This is a genomic window from Amycolatopsis sp. NPDC104863 (assembly GCF_055582965.1).
The window spans coordinates 1,554,854-1,573,122 of sequence record NZ_JBVJOW010000001.1 but is presented as its reverse complement, the minus strand read 5'-3'; the positions used below and the strand labels follow the sequence as shown (position 1 = coordinate 1,573,122).

17 protein-coding genes and 1 pseudogene are annotated in these 18,269 nt (G+C 72.8%); 12 read left to right on the top strand and 6 right to left on the bottom strand.

Translation table 11 applies throughout. The features are described 5' to 3' along the window. Positions 1-125: 125 nt before the first annotated feature. The 3 genes from ACZ63J_RS06975 to ACZ63J_RS06965 are packed head-to-tail and all read left to right on the top strand — an operon-like array spanning position 126 to position 2,769. Complete coding sequence (locus tag ACZ63J_RS06975) at positions 126-713, top strand: ArsR/SmtB family transcription factor (RefSeq protein WP_465398426.1); 588 nt, start codon at positions 126-128, stop codon at positions 711-713. Then, positions 710-1,972 (top strand): MFS transporter, encoded by a 1,263-nt coding sequence (locus ACZ63J_RS06970; protein WP_465398425.1) that lies wholly within the window; start codon positions 710-712, stop codon positions 1,970-1,972. Before ACZ63J_RS06975 ends, ACZ63J_RS06970 begins: the two co-directional genes overlap by 4 nt. Beyond that, positions 1,936-2,769 carry a metallophosphoesterase family protein gene (locus ACZ63J_RS06965; RefSeq protein WP_465398424.1) on the top strand — a complete coding sequence of 278 codons (834 nt, stop codon included), beginning with the start codon at positions 1,936-1,938 and terminating at the stop codon, positions 2,767-2,769. The genes ACZ63J_RS06970 and ACZ63J_RS06965 overlap by 37 nt, the downstream gene beginning before the upstream one ends. Here ACZ63J_RS06965 and ACZ63J_RS06960 read toward each other — a convergent pair. Further along, on the bottom strand, positions 2,764-3,309 hold the full coding sequence (locus ACZ63J_RS06960) for a CGNR zinc finger domain-containing protein (RefSeq protein ID WP_465398423.1): 546 nt from the start codon (positions 3,307-3,309) through the stop codon (positions 2,764-2,766). The genes ACZ63J_RS06965 and ACZ63J_RS06960 overlap by 6 nt on opposite strands. A 38-nt stretch (positions 3,310-3,347) precedes the next feature. Here ACZ63J_RS06960 and ACZ63J_RS06955 point away from each other — a divergent pair, with 38 nt between their 5' ends. Beyond that, on the top strand, positions 3,348-4,283 hold the full coding sequence (locus ACZ63J_RS06955; RefSeq protein WP_465398422.1) for a phosphotriesterase family protein: 936 nt from the start codon (positions 3,348-3,350) through the stop codon (positions 4,281-4,283). Between the two features lie 3 nt (positions 4,284-4,286). On the opposite strand, the gene ACZ63J_RS06950 is transcribed toward ACZ63J_RS06955, so the two are convergent. Beyond that, positions 4,287-5,192, bottom strand: a complete 906-nt coding sequence (locus ACZ63J_RS06950; protein WP_465339642.1) for a PAC2 family protein — start codon at positions 5,190-5,192, stop codon at positions 4,287-4,289. 38 nt (positions 5,193-5,230) lie between these two features. Here ACZ63J_RS06950 and metH point away from each other — a divergent pair, with 38 nt between their 5' ends. The 6 genes and pseudogenes from metH to hisG all read left to right on the top strand — a co-directional run bounded on the left by metH (position 5,231) and on the right by hisG (position 12,771). Then, positions 5,231-8,794 carry a methionine synthase gene (gene metH / locus ACZ63J_RS06945; RefSeq protein ID WP_465398421.1) on the top strand — a complete coding sequence of 1,188 codons (3,564 nt, stop codon included), beginning with the start codon at positions 5,231-5,233 and terminating at the stop codon, positions 8,792-8,794. A gap of 17 nt (positions 8,795-8,811) precedes the next feature. Beyond that, entirely contained in the window at positions 8,812-9,474 is a 663-nt protein-coding gene (locus ACZ63J_RS06940; RefSeq protein ID WP_465398420.1) for an HAD family hydrolase, read from the top strand. Between the two features lie 58 nt (positions 9,475-9,532). Further along, positions 9,533-11,036 (top strand): annotated as a pseudogene (locus tag ACZ63J_RS06935) (AlkA N-terminal domain-containing protein). Positions 11,037-11,052: 16 nt separating this feature from the next. Further along, on the top strand, positions 11,053-11,562 hold the full coding sequence (locus ACZ63J_RS06930; protein ID WP_465398419.1) for a methylated-DNA--[protein]-cysteine S-methyltransferase: 510 nt from the start codon (positions 11,053-11,055) through the stop codon (positions 11,560-11,562). A gap of 66 nt (positions 11,563-11,628) precedes the next feature. After that, complete coding sequence (locus ACZ63J_RS06925; protein ID WP_285996397.1) at positions 11,629-11,892, top strand: phosphoribosyl-ATP diphosphatase; 264 nt, start codon at positions 11,629-11,631, stop codon at positions 11,890-11,892. Between the two features lie 33 nt (positions 11,893-11,925). Continuing rightward, positions 11,926-12,771 carry an ATP phosphoribosyltransferase gene (hisG, locus tag ACZ63J_RS06920; RefSeq protein WP_465305147.1) on the top strand — a complete coding sequence of 282 codons (846 nt, stop codon included), beginning with the start codon at positions 11,926-11,928 and terminating at the stop codon, positions 12,769-12,771. 30 nt (positions 12,772-12,801) lie between these two features. Here the strand turns inward: hisG and ACZ63J_RS06915 are convergent, their stop codons facing one another. From ACZ63J_RS06915 to ACZ63J_RS06905, 3 genes are all read right to left on the bottom strand, one after another. Continuing rightward, positions 12,802-13,740: a ParA family protein gene (locus ACZ63J_RS06915; protein ID WP_465339634.1), complete on the bottom strand. Its 939-nt coding sequence runs from the start codon at positions 13,738-13,740 to the stop codon at positions 12,802-12,804. 64 nt (positions 13,741-13,804) lie between these two features. Beyond that, positions 13,805-14,596, bottom strand: coding sequence for a thioesterase family protein (locus tag ACZ63J_RS06910; RefSeq protein ID WP_465398418.1), 792 nt, complete (start codon positions 14,594-14,596; stop codon positions 13,805-13,807). Further along, positions 14,596-15,498, bottom strand: a complete 903-nt coding sequence (locus ACZ63J_RS06905; RefSeq protein WP_465339631.1) for a RecB family exonuclease — start codon at positions 15,496-15,498, stop codon at positions 14,596-14,598. Before ACZ63J_RS06905 ends, ACZ63J_RS06910 begins: the two co-directional genes overlap by 1 nt. Before the next feature lie 251 nt (positions 15,499-15,749). Here ACZ63J_RS06905 and ACZ63J_RS06900 point away from each other — a divergent pair, with 251 nt between their 5' ends. Both ACZ63J_RS06900 and ACZ63J_RS06895 read left to right on the top strand, forming a co-directional pair. Continuing rightward, on the top strand, positions 15,750-16,907 hold the full coding sequence (locus ACZ63J_RS06900) for a site-2 protease family protein (protein WP_465305139.1): 1,158 nt from the start codon (positions 15,750-15,752) through the stop codon (positions 16,905-16,907). A 72-nt stretch (positions 16,908-16,979) separates the two neighbouring features. Further along, positions 16,980-17,810 (top strand): tRNA (adenine-N1)-methyltransferase, encoded by an 831-nt coding sequence (locus ACZ63J_RS06895; RefSeq protein ID WP_364622923.1) that lies wholly within the window; start codon positions 16,980-16,982, stop codon positions 17,808-17,810. Between the two features lies 1 nt (position 17,811). Here ACZ63J_RS06895 and ACZ63J_RS06890 read toward each other — a convergent pair whose 3' ends face one another. Further along, positions 17,812-18,261, bottom strand: coding sequence for a hypothetical protein (locus tag ACZ63J_RS06890; protein ID WP_465305137.1), 450 nt, complete (start codon positions 18,259-18,261; stop codon positions 17,812-17,814). Between the last annotated feature and the right edge of the window lie 8 nt (positions 18,262-18,269).

Here is an 18,269-nt window from a genome sequence, read left to right as displayed (position 1 = left end):
GACGCAGTCACTGCTCGGCGCAGCCGCTGCCCCGCGAACGTTAGCGGAGCCGGTTGACAAACCCGCGGGCGGGACCAACTATGAAAGAGAACTTTCGAAATGACTCTTTCAGATAGGGACGACCGATGGCCGAGCTGCCGCCGCGCAAGCGGATCGAGGACGTCGAGCTGCTGCGCGCCCTGGCGCACCCGCTGCGCTCGGCCCTACTCAACCACCTCACCGCCGTCGGCCCGCGCACCGCGAGCGAGTGCGCCGAAGCCGTCGGCTCGACCGCGTCCAACTGCAGCTGGCACCTGCGGCAGCTCGCCCAGTACGGCCTGGTCGAGCGGGCCGAGGGGGAAGACGGGCGCGAACGGCCGTGGCGCGCCCGGCAGGTCGGGCTCGAGCTGGGGGAGCTGGCCGACGAGCCGGCGCACCGGGCCGCCCAGCTCGGCGTGGTCGGCGCGACCCTCGGGCACGAGCAGGAGCTGACCCAGCGGTACCTGGACTCGCTCGACGGTCTCGACCCGGCCTGGCGCGCGGCGTCCGGGCTGAGCACCTACACGCTGCGCGTCACACCCGACGAGCTGACCCGGCTGACCGAGGCAATCGACGCCCTGGTCCGGCCGTACGTGAGCCCGATCCGGACGGACGCGCCGCCGGACGCGCGCCCGGTGCACGTCGGCCTGCGGGCGTTCCCGCGCATCGAGCACTCGGGGAAGGCGGAGGAATGAAGCAGCTGCTGGGGGTGCCGGCGTTCGCCCGGCTGTGGGTGGCCGCCTTCTTCGGCGAGACGGCCGAGTGGATGCTGCAGGTCGCGCTGCCGGTCTACGTGTTCCAGCGCACCGGCTCCGCCGCGACGACGGCGCTGAGCATCGTGCTCGGCCTGCTGCCCGCGGTGCTGCTCAGCCCGGTCGCCGGTGTGGTGGCCGACCGGTGGAACCGCCGCGCGGTGCTGTTCGGCGTCTGCTGCGGGCTCGCCGTCGTCGCGCTGCCGCTGCTGGCCGAGCCGGGCGTCACCGTGGTGTACGGCGTGATGGCCGCGCAGGCGGCACTCGCGTCGGTGTTCGAACCCGCGCGCAACGCGCTCGTCCCGGAGCTGGTCGGCGTCGCGGACGTGACCGGCGCGAACGGGCTGATGAGCGTCAACGGCAGTGTCGCCCGGCTGGCCGGGGGCTGGGTGGGCGGCGCACTGCTGGGCTTCGGCGGGCTCGCGGACGTCATCACCGGGTACCTCGCGGTGCTGGTCGTGGCCGCGGCGCTGCTGGCCAAGCCGTTCCGCCGGGTGGCCGCCCCGGCGCCGGTCGCGGCCCGCGAACCGGTGGTGCGGGCCTGGCTCGACGGCCTGCGCGAGCTCACGCACAACCGGCGACTGTGGCGCACCGGCCTCGCGCTGGTGTTCACCTCGGTGGCGCAGGGCATGTTCCTCGTGTTGTTCGTGGTCTACGTCCTGGACGTGCTCGGCGGCAGCGAAGCCGACGCGGGCCTGCTGCGCGGTGTGCAGGCGCTCGGCGGCCTGGCCGCCGGGTTCGCCATCGCCACGGTGGCCCGGCGGGTGGCGCCGGTCGCGCTGCTCGGCTGGGGCTCGCTGGTGCTGGGCCTGCTGTCCGCCGTGATCTGGAACCTGGCCGCGGTGACCACGGCGATGGGCGTGTACGTCGGGCTGTTCGTGCTGGTGGGCGCGCCCGGGGTGGTCGTCGGCGCCGGAGTGCTGTCGGAGATCCAGAGCGCGGTCACACCGGAACGCGCCGGACGTGTGCTGAGCACGACTTTCGCGGTCATCGCCACCTTCACCACGGTCGGTGCACTGCTCGCGGGCACGCTCGTCGCGACGACCGGGTCCGCGGTGCTGCTGAACGTCCAGGCGGGCGTCTACGTCCTCGCCGGAGTGCTGGTGCTGGCCGGCAACACCCGGTTCCGGCGAATTCCCACTCGGGCGGTGGTTACGGTGGAGGGGTGCCACATCTCTTCGCCACCAGCGACCTCCACGTGACCCACGAGGGCAACGGGCCCATCCTCGACTCCGTCGTCCCGGAGACGCCCGAGGACTGGCTGCTCGTCGCCGGAGACGTCGCCGAGCGGGCCGAAGCCACCATCTCGACGCTGAAGACGCTGCGTGAGCGGTTCGCGAAGGTCGTCTGGGTGCCGGGCAACCACGAGCTGTGGACGACGAACACCGACGACTGCCAGCTGCGCGGCCAGGCCCGGTACGAGCACCTCGTCGAGCGGTGCCGCGAGATCGGCGTGCTGACGCCCGAAGACGAGTACCCGGTCTGGGGCCACGGCCCGCGGCCGCTGACGATCGCGCCGTTGTTCCTGCTCTACGACTACAGCTGGCGGACCCCGCAGGCCGAGGGGAAGTCCCTGGAGGAGGCCCTGCGCCAGGCGCGGGAGGCCGGCGTGGTCTGCACCGACGAGTACTTCCTGCACCCGGACCCGTACCCGAGCCGCCAGGCGTGGTGCGAAGACCGGTTGAAGCTCAGCACCGAGCGGCTCGACGCGATCCCCGAGGACCACGGCACGATCCTGATGTCGCATTGGCCGCTGCACCGCCACCCGACCGCGCCGCTGTACTGGCCGGAGTTCGCGATGTGGTGCGGCACGACGAAGACCGAGGACTGGCACGTCCGCTACCGCGCGGAAATCGCCGTCTACGGCCACCTGCACATCCCGCGGACCACCGAGGCGGACGGCGTCCGCTTCGAAGAGGTTTCGCTGGGTTACCCGCGCGAGTGGCGCAAGCGCGCCCGGGGCGCGGTGCCGATGCGCCGGATCATCTGGCCGTCATGACTCGGCTCGCCGACGCTCCCTGAGCGCGCGGACCCGGCCTCGGCTGGCGCACGCCGGTGACGGGCACCAGCGCCGCCGGCCGCCCGGGTCGGCGAACACCCCGCGGCAGTCCTGCTCCGGGCAGACGCGCAGGTCTTCGCGCAGCGGGCCGGTGAGCCAGTCGGCCGCCTGGAGGGCAAGCCTGCTCAACGCCTCGGCAGCCGTCGGGGGCGCACTCCGGTGCAGCCGGTCGAGCGCGGCCAGGTGGACCGGTTCGGTCCGGAAGAACGCCGTCAGCGCCCGGACCTGGTCCGCTTTCGGGGTGATTCCGTCGACCGCGCCGAGCGCCAGTTCGCGCAGCGCTTCGCGGAGCCGGTGTGCCGCGTCGAGGTCGGCGCCGGTGATCCGGGACAGGGGAGTCAGGCCGACCGCGGCGAGCCACTCGGCGAGCCGCTCCGGTGTCGGCATCCGCTCGGTCGGGTTCGCCCCGAAGTGGCGGCCGCGGGTGGCGAGCAGGTTCAGCCAAGGGGCGCCCAGGTCGAGGCGGAAGTCTTCGGACACCGCCCCATCGTAACGGCTGAGGCGTTACACTCGGTTTTGTGACTGGGGAACCGCGGGTCCGGACGGTGCTGGGCGACATCGACCCGGCCGAGCTGGGCGTGACCGACGCGCACGACCACCTCTTCTTCGCTTCGAAGCTGCTGCCCGGCCAGGAGCTGGACGACCCGACCGAGGCCGCGCACGCGCTGCTCGCGTTCCGGACCGCGGGCGGGTCGGCGCTGGTCCAGTGGACGCCGTACGGCCTCACACGCCGGACCCGGGAGCTCGCCTGGATTTCGAAGGAGCTCGAGGTCCACGTCGTCGCGGCCACGGGCCTCCACCGCGCGGAGCACTACGCGCCGTCGATCCTCGGCCGGGTCGTCGACGGCCTGGTGCGGGAGTTCGTCGCCGACCTGACCGAAGGCACGCAGCCGGCGGACCTGCCGGACGAGCCACGCGACGGCCCGCGGGCCGGGCTGGTCAAGGTCGCCGGCGCGTTCCACACGATCGACTCCCACGCCCGGCTGACGATGACGGCCGCCGCGGTCGCGCACCAGGAGACCGGCGCGCCGATCGCCGTGCACCTCGAGCTGGGCACGGCGGGTCTCGAAACCGCCGAGCTGCTGTGCGGGCAGCTCGACGTGCCGCCCGACCAGGTGATCCTGGGGCACCTCAACCGCAACCCGGACCCGCGGATCCAGCGGGAGATCGCCGAGACCGGCGTGTTCCTGGGCTTCGACGGGCCGTCGCGGGCCAACCACGCCACCGACGGGCGGCTCTTCGACGGCCTCGAAGCCCTGGTCGAGGCGGGGCACGGCGGGCAGATCCTGCTCGGCGGCGACACGACGACCGCGGCGGCCCGTCACGAGCCCGGCGCGTCCTACCTGCTCACGACCCTGGCGCCACGGCTGACCCGGCGGCTCGGCGGTGACGTCGTCACGGCCATGCTGGTGGCGAACCCCGCCCGGGCGTTTGCCACCAGCTGGCTCAAGTAGCCCTCAGCGGAGGCCGAAGCCTTCCTGTCCGCCGCCCCGGCCGCGGCGGCGCAGGTAGCGCTCGAACTCGGCGGCGATCTTGTCCCCGCTGACGTCCTGTTCCGCGACCTCGGTCTGCGCGTCACCCCGCTCTTCGAGGCTGCGGACGTACTCGCTGATCTCTTCGTCCTCGTCGGCCATCTCGCTGACCGTGCGCTGCCACTCCTCGGACTGCTCCGGCAGCGCGCCCAGCGGGATCTCGACGTCGAGGATGTCCTCCAGCTTGTGCAGCAGCGCCAGCGTCGCCTTCGGGGACGGCGGGTGCGACACGTAGTGCGGCACCGCGGCCCAGATCGACACGGCCGGGATGCCCGCCTGCACGCAGTAGTCCTGCAGGATCCCGACGATGCCGGTCGGGCCCTGGTAGTTGTTCATCTCGAGCCCGTAGAGCGACGCGGTGTCCTTGTCGTACGCCGTCCCGGTGACCGGGACGGGCCGCGTGTGCGCGGTGTCGGCGAGCAGCGCACCGAGCGTCACCACGGTCGCGACGTCCAGCTGCTTGATGTGCTCCAGCAGCTCGGCGCAGAAGGCGCGCCAGCGCATGTTCGGCTCGGGACCCTGGACGAGCACCACGTCGCGGTCGAACCCGTCGGGACGGCACACCGACAACGTCGTCGTCGGCCAGTCGACGCGGCGGGTCACGCCGTCGACCATCCGGACCGTGGGCCGGCTGACCTGGAAGTCGTAGTAGTCGTCGGGCTCCAGCTCGGCCAGTGGAGTGGCGTCCCAGTTGAGCTGCAGGTGCTCAACGGCCCGGCTGGCCGCGTCACCTGCGTCGTTCCAGCCTTCGAAGGCGACCACCATCAAGGGCCGGGAGGGTTCGGGGCGGTCGCCGGGCGGCCGCGGGGTCTCGTCGACGGGCTCACTCACCGGACCAGCCTACGACCACCGGCCTTACGCTGTTCAGCATGTCCGATCGCGGGTCGTCACCGTTGCTCGAAGCCCTCAGCTCGCGCGTCCTGGTGGCCGACGGGGCGATGGGCACCGCCCTGCAGGCCCACGACCTGAACCTGGACGACTTCGGCGGCCTCGAAGGCTGCAACGAGATCCTCAACGTCACCCGGCCGGACGTCGTCCGGTCGGTCCACCGCGGTTACCTCGAAGCCGGGGCGGACGCCGTCGAAACCAACACTTTCGGGGCCAATTTCGCCAACTTCGCCGAATACGACATCGCGGACCGGATCTTCGAGCTCGCCGAGGCCGGCGCCCGCCTGGCCCGCGAGACGGCCGACGAGTTCACGACCCGGGAGCGCCCGCGGTTCGTGCTCGGCTCGGTCGGCCCGGGCACCAAGCTGCCGACGCTCGGCCACGCGCCGTTCACCACGCTGCGCGACGCCTACCGCGAGGAGGTCCGCGGCCTGCTCGCCGGTGGCGCCGACGCGGTGATCGTCGAGACCACCCAGGACATCCTCCAGACGAAGGCGTCGATCATCGGCGCCGAACGCGCGATGGCCGCCGAGGGCCGGCACGTCCCGATCCTCGCTTCGATCACCGTCGAAACCACCGGCACCATGCTGCTCGGCACCGAGGTCGGCGCCGCACTGGCCGCGCTGGAGCCGCTGGGCATCGACGTCATCGGGCTCAACTGCGCCACCGGCCCGGCCGAGATGAGCGAGCACCTGCGGCAGCTGGCCAAGCACGCCCGGGTGCCGCTGTCGGTGATGCCGAACGCCGGCCTGCCGGAGCTGGGCCCGACCGGCGCGGTGTACCCGCTCGGCCCGGAGGCCCTGGTCGAAGCGCTTACGGGGTTCGTGCGCGAGTTCGGCGTCGGGCTGGTCGGCGGCTGCTGCGGGACGACCGACGAGCACATCCGGCAGCTCGCGGCCGCCGTCGCCGGAACCGCTCCGGTCCCGCGGCGGCCGCGGCCCGAGCCCGGCGTGTCGTCGCTCTACCAGGCGGTGCCGTTCAAGCAGGACGCCAGTGTGCTGATGATCGGCGAGCGGACCAACGCGAACGGCTCCAAGGCGTTCCGCACCGCGATGCTGGAAGGCCGCTGGGACGACTGCGTCGAGATCGCCCGCGAGCAGACCCGCGACGGCGCCCACCTCCTGGACCTGTGTGTCGACTACGTCGGGCGCGACGGCACCGCCGACATGGCGGAGCTCGCCGGGCGGCTCGCCACCGCGTCCACCCTGCCGATCATGCTCGACTCGACCGAGGTCCCGGTCCTGCGCGCCGGGCTGCAGCGCCTCGGCGGCCGGTGCGCGGTCAACTCCGTCAACTACGAGGACGGCGACGGCCCCGAGTCCCGGTTCACCCAGGTCATGGAGCTGGTCAGCGAGTACGGCGCCGCCGTGGTCGCCCTCACCATCGACGAAGAGGGCCAGGCGCGGACCGCGCGGAAGAAGGCCGACATCGCGTCCCGGCTGATCGGCGACATCACCGGGAAGTGGGGCGTGCGGACGTCCGACATCATCATCGACGCCCTCACCTTCACCATCGCCACCGGCCAGGAAGAGTCCCGGCGCGACGGCATCGAGACGATCGAAGCGATCCGCGAGATCAAACGGCGCCACCCCGACGTCCAGACCACGCTCGGCCTCTCGAACATCTCCTTCGGGCTCAACCCGGCCGCGCGGCAGGTGCTCAACTCGGTGTTCCTGCACGAGTGCGTCCAGGCCGGGCTGGACACCGCGATCGTGCACGCGTCGAAGATCCTGCCGATGGCCCGGATCCCCGACGACCGGCGCGCGGTGGCCCTCGACCTCGTCCACGACCGCCGCCGCGAGGGGTACGACCCGCTGCAGGAGCTGATGGCCCTGTTCGAGGGGGTCAGCGCGGCGTCGTCGAAGGCGTCGCGGGCCGAGGAGCTGGCCGCGCTGCCGCTGTTCGAACGCCTGGAACGGCGGATCGTCGACGGCGAGCGCACCGGCCTCACCGAAGACCTCGACAGCGCGCTGGAGCAGCGGCCCGCTCTGGAGATCATCAACGACACGCTGCTGGCCGGCATGAAGACCGTCGGCGAGCTGTTCGGGTCCGGGCAGATGCAGCTGCCGTTCGTGCTGCAGTCCGCCGAGGTGATGAAGGCGGCCGTCGCGCACCTCGAACCGCACATGGAAACCGGCGACGACTCGGGCAAGGGCCGGATCGTGCTGGCCACCGTCCGCGGCGACGTGCACGACATCGGCAAGAACCTGGTCGACATCATCCTGTCCAACAACGGCTACGAGGTGGTCAACCTCGGCATCAAGCAGCCCATCACGACCATCCTCGACGCGGCCGCGGAGCAGGGCGCCGACGCGATCGGGATGTCCGGGCTGCTGGTCAAGTCCACGGTGATCATGAAGGAGAACCTCCAGGAGATGAACTCCCGGGGCGTCTCCGCGCGCTGGCCCGTCCTGCTCGGCGGCGCGGCGCTGACCCGGTCGTACGTGGAGAACGACCTGAGTGAGCTCTACCTCGGCGACGTCCGCTACGCGCGGGACGCCTTCGAGGGCCTGCGGCTGATGGACGCGATCATGGCCGCCAAGCGCGGGGAGTCGCCCATTGTGGACGCCGAGGCGGACGGGAAACGCCGTGAGCGCAAGGAACGCCGGGAGCGCTCGCTGCGGATCGCCGAGGCCCGCAAGGCCCGCAAGGCCGAGGAGGAAGCCCTCGAAGGCCCGCCGCCCGCCCGCTCGGACGTCGCCACCGACGTCCCGCTGCCGACACCGCCGTTCTGGGGTTCCCGGGTGGTCAAGGGCGTCGCGCTCGCCGACTACGCCGCGATGCTCGACGAGCGGGCGACGTTCATGGGGCAGTGGGGGCTCAAGGGCGCCCGCGGCGGCAGCGGTCCGACCTACGACGAGCTGGTGGAGTCCGAGGGCCGGCCGCGGCTGCGGTACTGGCTCGACCGGCTGACCGCCGACGGCGTCCTGGCGCACGCGGCCGTCGTCTACGGCTACTTCCCGTGTGTCGCCGAAGGGGACGACCTGGTCGTGCTGACCGAGCCGTCGCCCGACGCGCCGGAGCGGCTGCGATTCACCTTCCCGCGCCAGCGCCGGGACCGCCGCCTCTGCCTGGCCGACTTCTACCGGCCGCGGGAAGCCGTCTCGGACGGTGTGGTCGACGTCGTCCCGTTCACCGTCGTGACCATGGGCCGGCCCATCGCCGACTACGCGAACGAGCTCTTCGCCGCCGACGCCTACCGCGACTACCTCGAGGTGCACGGCCTCGGTGTCCAGCTCACCGAAGCGCTCGCCGAGTACTGGCACTGCCGCATCCGGGGCGAGCTGACCCTCCCGGGCGGTGTGGCGGTCGCCTCAGAGGACCCGGACGACGTCGAGGAGTTCTTCAAGCTCGGCTACCGTGGGGCACGGTTCTCACTGGGCTATGGCGCCTGTCCCGATCTCGAGGACCGGGCGAAGATCGTCGCGCTCCTCGAGCCGGGCCGCATCGGCGTGAAGCTGTCCGAGGAGTACCAGCTGCACCCCGAGCAGTCGACCGACGCGATCGTCTGCCACCACCCGGAAGCCAAGTACTTCACCACCTGACCCTGGAGGGATCCACTGTGGACGGACTCGTCGCCGTGCTGTGGGACATGGACGGCACCCTCGTCGATTCCGAGAAGCTGTGGGACGTCGCGCTTTACGAGACGGCGGAAGCCCTCGGCGGCACCCTTTCCGAGGAGCAGCGGATGACGCTGGTCGGGTCCAACATGGACGACACCTCGGCGTACCTGCTCGAGGTCGTCGGCCAGCCCGTGACGCCGGAGGCGGTCGCCTCGACCGGGGAGCAGATCCGCCGCCGCACCGCCGGGCTGTTCGACGACGCGCTGCCGTGGCGCCCCGGCGCCCGCGAGGCGCTGACCGCGGTGCGCGAAGCCGGCCTGCGCTCCGCGCTCGTGACGTCCACGGAACGGGACCTCACCGAGCTGGCGCTCAACACGATCGGCCGCGAGTTCTTCGACGTCACCGTGTGCGGCGACGAGGTCGAGGGCTTCAACAAGCCGCACCCGCGCCCCTACCTCAAGGCGGCCGAGCTGCTCGACGTCGACCCGCGGCGGTGCGTGGCGGTGGAGGACTCCCCGCCGGGCACGGCGTCGGCGGTCGCGGCGGGCTGCACGGTGCTGGTGGTCCCGAACGACGTCGCGGTCGAGCCGGGGGAGCGGCGGGTGTTCCGCGACTCGCTCGTCGGGGTCGACGTGCCGGCGCTGGCGGCCCTGCTCGGCTGACCACGCCCATGTCGCTTTTCCGCTAGCCCTCGCCGCCGCGCTCGGCGATGCTGGTGGGGTGCATGAGGACTTCGAGCGGTGCGTGCGGGCCGTGCAGGCGAAGGACGCCCGGTTCGACGGGTGGTTCTACACCGCGGTCGTGACGACCCTTCCGTCCACTGTTTGACGTCGCCGAGGGCCGGATCTATTGCCGGCCCAGCTGCCCGGTGGTGCCGCCCAAACCGCGGAACATGAGCTTCTACCCGAGCGCCGCGGCGGCTCAGCAGGCCGGCTTCCGGGCGTGCAAGCGCTGCCGCCCGGACGCCAGCCCCGGCTCGCCGCTGTGGAACGAGCGCGCCGACCTCGTCGCGCGGGCGATGCGGCTGATCGCGGACGGCGTCGTCGACACCGAAGGCGTCCGCGGCCTGGCCTCCCGGCTCGGCTACAGCGTCCGGCAGGTCGAGCGCCAGGTGCTCGCCGAGCTGGGCGCCGGCCCGCTGGCGCTGGCCAGGGCCCAGCGCGCGCAGACCGCGCGGACCCTCATCGAGACGACCACCCTGCCGATGACCGAGCTGGCCCTCGCGGCCGGGTTCGGCAGCATCCGGACGTTCAACGACACCGTCCGCGAGGTGTTCGCGCTCTCGCCCACCGAGCTGCGCAGCCGCGCGAAGGGCACGCCCTCGGCCGCGGCCGGGTCGATCGTCCTGCGGCTGCCCTACCGGAAGCCGCTGTGCCCGGACAACCTGTTCGGGCACCTCGTGGCCACCGGCGTGCCGGGTGTGGAGGAGTGGCGGGACGGTGCCTACCGCCGGACGCTGCGGCTGCCGCGCGGCCACGGCGTCGTCGCGCTACGCCCCGGGGACCCCGCTGCCGGCTACATAGCCTGCCGGCTCAGCCTGACCGACCTGCGGGACCTCCCCTCGGCCACCAGCCGCTGCCGCCGCCTGCTCGACCTCGACGCCGACCCGGTCGCCGTCGACGAGCAGCTGGCCACCGACCCGCTGCTGGCGCCGCTGGTCGCGGCCGCGCCGGGCCGCCGGGTCCCGCGCACGGTCGACGGCGCCGAGTTCGCCGTCCGCGCGGTGCTCGGCCAGCAGGTGTCGACGGCGGCCGCGCGGACGCACGCGGCGAGGCTCGTCGTCGCGCACGGCGAGCCGGTCGACGACCCCGAAGGCGGCCTGACGCACCTGTTCCCGTCCCCCGAGGCCCTGGCTTCGCTGGACCCGGAGACGCTGGCCATGCCCCGCAGCCGCCGCCGGACGCTGCTGGCGCTCGTCGAAGCCCTGACCGGCGGGCTCGACCTCGGCGCGGGCAGCGACTGGGGCGAGACGCGGGCCGCGCTGACCGCCTTGCCCGGCTTCGGGCCGTGGACCGTCGAAAGCATCACGATGCGCGCCCTCGGCGACCCGGACGCGTTCCTGCCCACCGACCTCGGCATCAAGTACGCGGCGGAAGCGCTCGGCCTCGGCGGCCAGGCCGCCGTCGTCGCCCGGTCCGAGGCGTGGCGCCCGTGGCGCGCCTACGCCACCCAGCACCTGTGGGCCACCGGCGACCACGCGATCAACCGGATGCCCGCCGCCTGACCCCGTCTGGAGAACCATGCCTTCCCACCTCGTCGTGGACAGCCCCTGCGGCCCGCTGACCCTCGTCGCCGAGGACGGCGCCCTGCTCGGGCTGTACATGCATCAGCAGCGTCACCGCCCGGCCGAGACGGTGTTCGGCGAACCCAGCACCGGCGCGGAGATCTTCGACCGCGCCCAGCGCCAGCTCGGGGAGTACTTCGCCGGGCAACGCCGGGAGTTCGACCTGCCGCTGACCTTCCGCGGGACGCCGTTCCAGCGCTCGGTCTGGGCCGCCCTGCTCGAGATCCCGTACGGCGAAACCGCGTCCTACGGCGAGCTGGCGCAGCTGCTCGGCAAGCCGTCGGCCGCGCGGGCGGTCGGCCTCGCCAACGGCAAGAACCCCATCTCGATCATCGTCCCGTGTCACCGGGTGATCGGCTCGACCGGTTCGCTGACCGGCTACGGCGGCGGCCTGGAGCGGAAGCAGTACCTCCTCGACTTCGAACGCCGTCCCAGTACTCGGGAGGCCTTGTCCACTTCGGTGTGAGATCGGCGGCATCCGCGGCGGGCCGGGGCGGCGCTCGCCGGTCCGGGATGGAAGGATCTGCAGACCGTGAAGACCTTCGATGAGCTGTTCGCGGAGCTTGCCGAGCGCGCGCGTACCCGTCCCGACGGGTCCGGCACCGTCGCCGCCCTGGACGCCGGGGTGCACGCCCAGGGCAAGAAGGTGCTCGAGGAAGCGGGCGAGGTGTGGATCGCCGCCGAGCACGAGTCCGACGAGCGCCTCGCCGAGGAGATCTCCCAGCTGCTGTACCGGCTGCAGGTGCTGATGCTCGGCCGCGGTCTGTCGACCGAGGACGTCTACCGCTACCTGTGACGGGTCGCTCGAAGATACGAGGAGAGAAGCGAAATGCTGCGTGTTGCCGTGCCGAACAAGGGAGCCCTCGCCGCCGCGGCGACGGAGATGCTCGGCGAGGCGGGCTACCGGAAGCGGCATGAGCAGCGCGACCTGACCGTGCTCGACCCGGTCAACGAGGTCGAGTTCTTCTTCCTGCGCCCCAAGGACATCGCGATCTACGTCGGGTCCGGTGACCTCGACCTCGGCATCACCGGCCGCGACCTCGCCCTCGACTCGGGTGCCCCGGTCGAGGAGCTCCAAGCGCTCGGCTTCGGCGGCTCGACGTTCCGCTACGCCGCCCCGGCGGGCCAGGACTGGAAGCCGGCCGACCTGCAGGGCAAGCGGCTCGCCACGTCGTACCCGCGGCTGGTGCGTGACGACCTCGCGCGTCACGGCGTCACCGCCGAGGTGATCCGCCTCGACGGCGCGGTCGAGATCTCGATCCAGCTCGGGGTCGCGGACGCGATCGCCGACGTCGTCGAGTCCGGCCGGTCGCTGCGGCAGAACAACCTCGTGGCGTTCGGCGACCCGATCTGCGTGTCGGAAGCCGTGCTGCTGCAGCGGAAGGGCACCGAGCAGAGCAAGGCGAAGTCGCAGCTGGCGGCGCGCCTGCGCGGGGTCGTCTTCGCCCAGCAGTACCTGATGCTGGACTACGACTGCCCGCGCACGCTCGTCGAGCGCGCGATCGCCATCACGCCCGGCCTCGAGTCGCCGACGGTCGCCCCGCTGGCCGACGACGACTGGGTCGCGGTGCGCGCGATGGTGTCGCGCAAGGACGTCAACCGTGTGATGGACGAGCTCGCCGAAGTGGGCGCGAAGGCGATCCTGGCCTCCGACATCCGTTCCTGCCGCCTCTGACCCGCGCCGGTCGTGGGGTCCGGGCGGACCTCACGACCGGGGGCGGTTCGGCTTCTTCGGCAGCAGGTCGTAGAGCCCCTTGCGGGCACCGTTGTCGTTGACGTTGCGCGCCACCGCCACCTCGGAGATGAAGTCCTCGAAGACGAACTCCTCGTCGGCGGGCACCACCGCGGGCGCCTGGTTCTGCTCCAGGTAGCTGTCGAGCGTCGTCGCGATCTCGCGGAACGACAGCGCCTGCAGGGTTTCCGGGGCGTAGGTCGTGACCGGGACGCCGTGGGCCGCCGCCTCGTTCATCACCACGCCTAGCGGCAGGTGCGAGAGCATCGGGATGCCGAACTCGTACATCTCCTGCAGCGCCGCGGCCGCGTAGTGCGAGATCGGGCGCCGGTAGAGGCTCGGCACCAGGCCGAACCACGACAGCGGCTGCCGCCCGACCGTCTGCTCGACGTACCGGACCTGGTCGGCCAGCAGCCGCAGCGCGCGGATGCTCGTCTTGTCCGGCTGGACCGGGACCAGTATCCCGTGCGACGCCGCCAGCGCGTTGTTCGTCAGCACGTCCAGCGCGGGCGGGCAGTCGATGACGCAGTGGTCGTAGTTCGCGAACTGGATGACCCGCGCCAGCTGCCAGCCGGGCACACGGAACGAGTCGAGCCGCCGGATCAGGTCGAACATCCCCGGTGAGGTCGGCACGACGTCGAGCGCGCCGCCCTTGCCGAGGTTGCTGCGCGGGTGCGGGACGACGAGCTCTTCGATCGAGCCCTTCCACGTCTTCGCCAGCGCCTTGGCCAGGCTGGGCCGGTCCGCCGGCACTTCGGACAACCCGAGCATTTCGGTCGTCGCGTGGCCCTGCGGGTCGAGGTCGACCAGCAGCACCCGCCGGCCCTGTTCGGCCAGTGCGGCCGCGGTGCCGACGCTCAGCGAGGTCTTGCCGACCCCGCCCTTCTGGTTGACCACCGAGGTGATCTGCATGCCGGAGCGCTCCTCATGTCGGTCGTTCCGCGAAGGTTATTGGATGCGGGCCCGTTGTGGGTGGCTATCCGCCCCCGGCCTGTCGCGGCCGGACCAGCAGGGCCTGCGCGCCGGTGGCGACCGGGCCGCCGGCGTCGTGCAGGATGCTCGTCGCCGTGCCGATGCCGGCCGCCCCGACCAGCGTGACGGCGTCGAGGCCGATCCACTCGCCCGACGGCGGCCGCCGCAGGTGCAGGGTCAGCTCGGAGTTGATGAACCACCACCGGCGCGGGTCGAGGAAGTTGGACACGCCGTTGCCGGAGTCGGCGACGGTGAACAGCCGCTGCAGGCCACTCGGCTCCTCGCCGTCGACCAGCGGGACGCGCTGACGGGCCCAGACCGCCGCCGGGCCGGGCACGTCCATGCCGCCGCGGACGGCGCGCCACTCGACCGCGTCGAGGTAGCCGGCCTGCCAGCCCTCGGGCCACGGCGACTCGGTGACGCTGTCCGGCGCGGGCAGCAACGGGCCGGCGTCGGTGGCGACCTCGGCCGTGTCCGACGTCGCGAGCCGCCAGGCGGACGCTCGCGCGACAACCCTTTCCGCGCTCGCCAGCTCCGCCTGGAGCAGCTCGACCGACCGGCCGGGCCGCTCCACGCGCGCCCGCACGGTGAGCTCGGCGACCGGCGCCGGGCCGAGGATCTCGACGGTCACGCGCGCGAGCTGCGCCGGGTAGGCGGGTTCGACGTTTTCGAGGGCGCGCACCAGCAACGCCGAAGGCGGGCCGAAGTGTTGCGAATCGGAAGACCAGGGTCCGGCCGTGTGGGCGGTCGCGGCGAAGCGGTCACCGCCGAGGGGGACGTAGAACGCGTCGGCCATCAGTCGGCCCGGTCCAGCGGCGTCTCGTCGCCCGCGTCGGGCTCCGGCCAGCCGGGGTACTCCGGCGGGGTGCCGCCGTACTCGGGGCAGTGCGCCTGGTGGTCGCACCAGTTGCACAGCTTGCTCTTGTTCGGCCGGAAGTCGCCGGTCTTGCCCGCCTTGAGGATGGCCTGCCAGATGGCTTCCAGCGTGCGTTCGAAGCGGATCAGCTCGGCTTCGTCGGGGGTGTAGGCGAGCGACTGGCCGTCGGTGAGGTACATCAGCTTCAGCTGCCGCGGCACGATCCCGCGCAGCCGCCACAGCACCACGGCGTAGAACTTCATCTGGAACATCGCCTTGGCTTCGCCGATTTCACGCGGCGCGGCGCCGGTCTTGTAGTCGACGACCCGGATCTCACCGGTCGGCGCGACGTCCACGCGGTCGATGTAGCCGCGCAGCAGCACCCCGGAGCCGAGCTCGATCTCGACGTGCAGCTCGCACGCCTCCGGTTCGAGCCGCCGCGGGTCCTCGAGCCCGAAGTAGGCGTCGAGCAGTTTTTCCGCCGAGCGCAACCAGTCCGCGTGCTCGTCCGGCTTCTCGCCGTCGAACAGCTCCGTCCATTCCGGACGGTCCGCGGACAGCTCCGTCCACGCCGGACCCAGCAGCTCCCGCGCCTGCGCGGGCACACGCTCGGCGGCGGGCAGCGCGAAGAGCCGCTCCAGGACGGAGTGGACGAGCGTGCCGCGCAGCTGCGCCTTCGTCGGGACCTCCGGCAGCCGGTCGACCGCGCGGAACCGGTAGAGCAGCGGGCACTGCTTGAAGTCGCTGGCCCGGGACGGCGACAACGCGGGCCGCCGCCGCACCTGGGTGGCGACGGCGGAAGCGGCGGGGGGATCCGTGGTGACGGTGTCGGCGTCGGGCATGGGCAGAGCGTAACGCCGGGGTACGACAGTTCCGGCGACCGCAACGCCCGAGCCCCGCCCCAGCCGGACGACTCGCGTACCCAGCCGGACGACGCGGCCCCGGCCAGCCGTGTCGTCCGTCCGGGTACGCGAGTCGTCCGTTCGCGTACGCGTGTCGTCTGGCCAGGTACGCGGGTGAGCCGTGACACGACCCGGTTGCGGCCGGGGCCGGATCACCCGGGACCCACACCGGGGGCTCTAGGCTCTCCGGCATGGCCGCGACCAGTGAACAGGGCACCGGGGGCGCCCGGCAGGCCGTCCGCCCGGACGGCGGTCTCGTGCTGTTCCGGGTCGCCGGGGTGCCGGTGCTGCTCGCGCCGTCCTGGTGGATCGGGTCGCTGATCGTCGTGGTCCTGTATGCGCCGCTGGTCGGGCGGCTGCTCCCGGACGCCTCGGCGGCGACGTCGTGGCTGCTGGCCGGCGCGTTCGCGCTGCTGCTGGGGCTGTCGGTGCTGCTGCACGAGCTCGGTCACTGCCTGGTCGCGCTGCGGCTGGGGATCCCGGTCCGGCGGCTGCGCCTGTTCCTGCTCGGTGGTCTGTCCGAAGTGGCCCGCACGCCGAAGCGCCCGGGTGACGAAGGACTCGTCGCCGCGGCCGGCCCAGCGGTGTCGCTGCTGCTCGGCGGGTTCTGCGGCCTGCTGATGTTCGCCGTGCCGCCGGACGGCGCCGTCTGGCTGCTGGTCGCCGAGTGCGCGGTGGCGAACCTCGCGGTCGGCGTGTTCAACCTGCTTCCCGGCCTGCCGCTCGACGGCGGCCGGCTGGTCCGCGCCGGCGTCTGGGCGGCCACCGGCATCCGCGCGAAAGGCACGCGCGCCGCGGTCGCCGGCGGCGCCGTGGTGGCCGCCGGACTGCTCGTGTGGGCGCTGTGGGGCCTGGCGACGGCGAGCCCGGACCGCTGGCTGCGGCTGGGCGTCTGCGTCGTCACGGCGTGGTTCGTCATCCTCGGCGCGCGCTCGGAGCTGGCGGCCGAACGGCGTCGTGGCTGGCCCGAGGGCCTCGTGCTGGGCGAGCTGGTCCGGCCGGTGCTGCAGCTGCCGGCCGAAAGCCCGGTCTCGGACGCGCTGGCCGCGTCGGCGGGCCGGGGTGTGGTGCTGGTGCGCGCGGACGGGGTCGCCGCCGGGCTGCTGGACGAAGGCGCGGCCGAAAGGCTCGCAGGCTCGTCCCCGCACGCGCCGGCTGAGCTGGCGGCCGAGCCGATCCGCGCCGAGACCGTGCTGCTGGCCTCGGAGCCGGGGGAGGACATCGTCGAGCGGGTCCGCGAGACCCCGGCGTGGCAGTTCCTCGTGGTCGACGACGAAGGCCGCCCGGCGGGCGTGCTGCGCCGCGACGACCTGCGCGCCGCGCTGAACCGCCGCGCCCGCCGAGGCTGAGACCCGCTGCGTTCGCGGCCCGGGCGGCCTGCGAAGATCTGTCGTCGGCCATTCGGGGTACTGGAGGAAGTGTTGTCGGTCAGCGGACCGTTTCGCGCGGGTGATCGGGTGCAGTTGACCGACTCGAAGGGGCGGCACTACACCCTGACGCTGGCCGACGGCGGTGAGTACCACACCCACCGCGGCGGCCTGGCCCACGACGACCTGATCGGCCGTCCCGAGGGGTCGGTGGTCACGTCCGCGGGCGGGTCGACCTACCTCGCGCTGCGCCCGCTGCTGCCGGACTATGTGCTTTCGATGCCCCGCGGCGCGCAGGTGATCTACCCGAAGGACGCCGCGCAGATCGTGATGTGGGGCGACATCTTCCCGGGCGCGCGCGTGCTCGAGGCGGGCGCCGGCTCCGGCGCCCTGACGTGCTCGCTGCTGCGTGCGGTGGGCCCGGCCGGGAGCGTGCACTCCTACGAGATCCGCGACGACCACGCCGTCCACGCCGAGCACAACGTCGTGAAGTTCTTCGGCGAGAAGCCGGCCAACTGGTCGCTCACCGTCGCCGACCTGGCCTCGCACGAAGGCGAGGTCGACCGGGTCGTGCTGGACATGCTGGCGCCGTGGGACCAGCTGCCGAACGTGGCCGCCCACCTGGTGCCGGGCGGGGTGCTGACGGTCTACGTCGCGACCGTCACGCAGCTTTCGCGGGTCACGGAGTCGCTGCGCGAGCAGCAGTGCTGGACCGAGCCCGAATCGTGGGAAACGCTGATGCGCCCGTGGCACGTGGTGGGCCTGGCGGTCCGCCCCGACCACCGGATGGTCGCGCACACGGCGTTCCTGCTCACCGCCCGGCGGCTCGCGGACGGCACCGTCTCCCCGCGCGTGTCCCGGCGTCCCGCCAAGGGCAAGGGCTGAGTCAGCCCGGCACGCACCAGCGGCCGCTCTCCTTGTGAAGCGGGAACGGCGTGTCCTTCGTGCCGCCCGCCGCTTCGACGTGCACGAGCGCGGTCGCGGACTCGCCGCGGACCTGGGGGAGCTGCCGCAGCGTCGCCGTGACCGGCCCGGCGGCGTCCCAGGTCCGCTGCAGGCCGGCCAGCGCCTCGGCGGTCTGCGGGCGGCAGGTCAGCTTGCCGAAGGCGGCGGAGTCGTGGGCGGTGATCGCGTTGACGATCGCCTTGGCCAGCACGTTCACCGCCGCCGTGTCCACCGCGCTCGGCACGGTGGACGTCGAGGCGCGGGTCGCCGGCGGGGTGCTGCCGGACGGCGCGGGCGCGGAGCCCGACGGCGCGACGAGCAGCAGCCCCAGCACCACCCCCGCGCCGGCCACGCCGATCAGCACCAGCCCGGCGGCCAGCACGCGGTTCACCGCTGGAC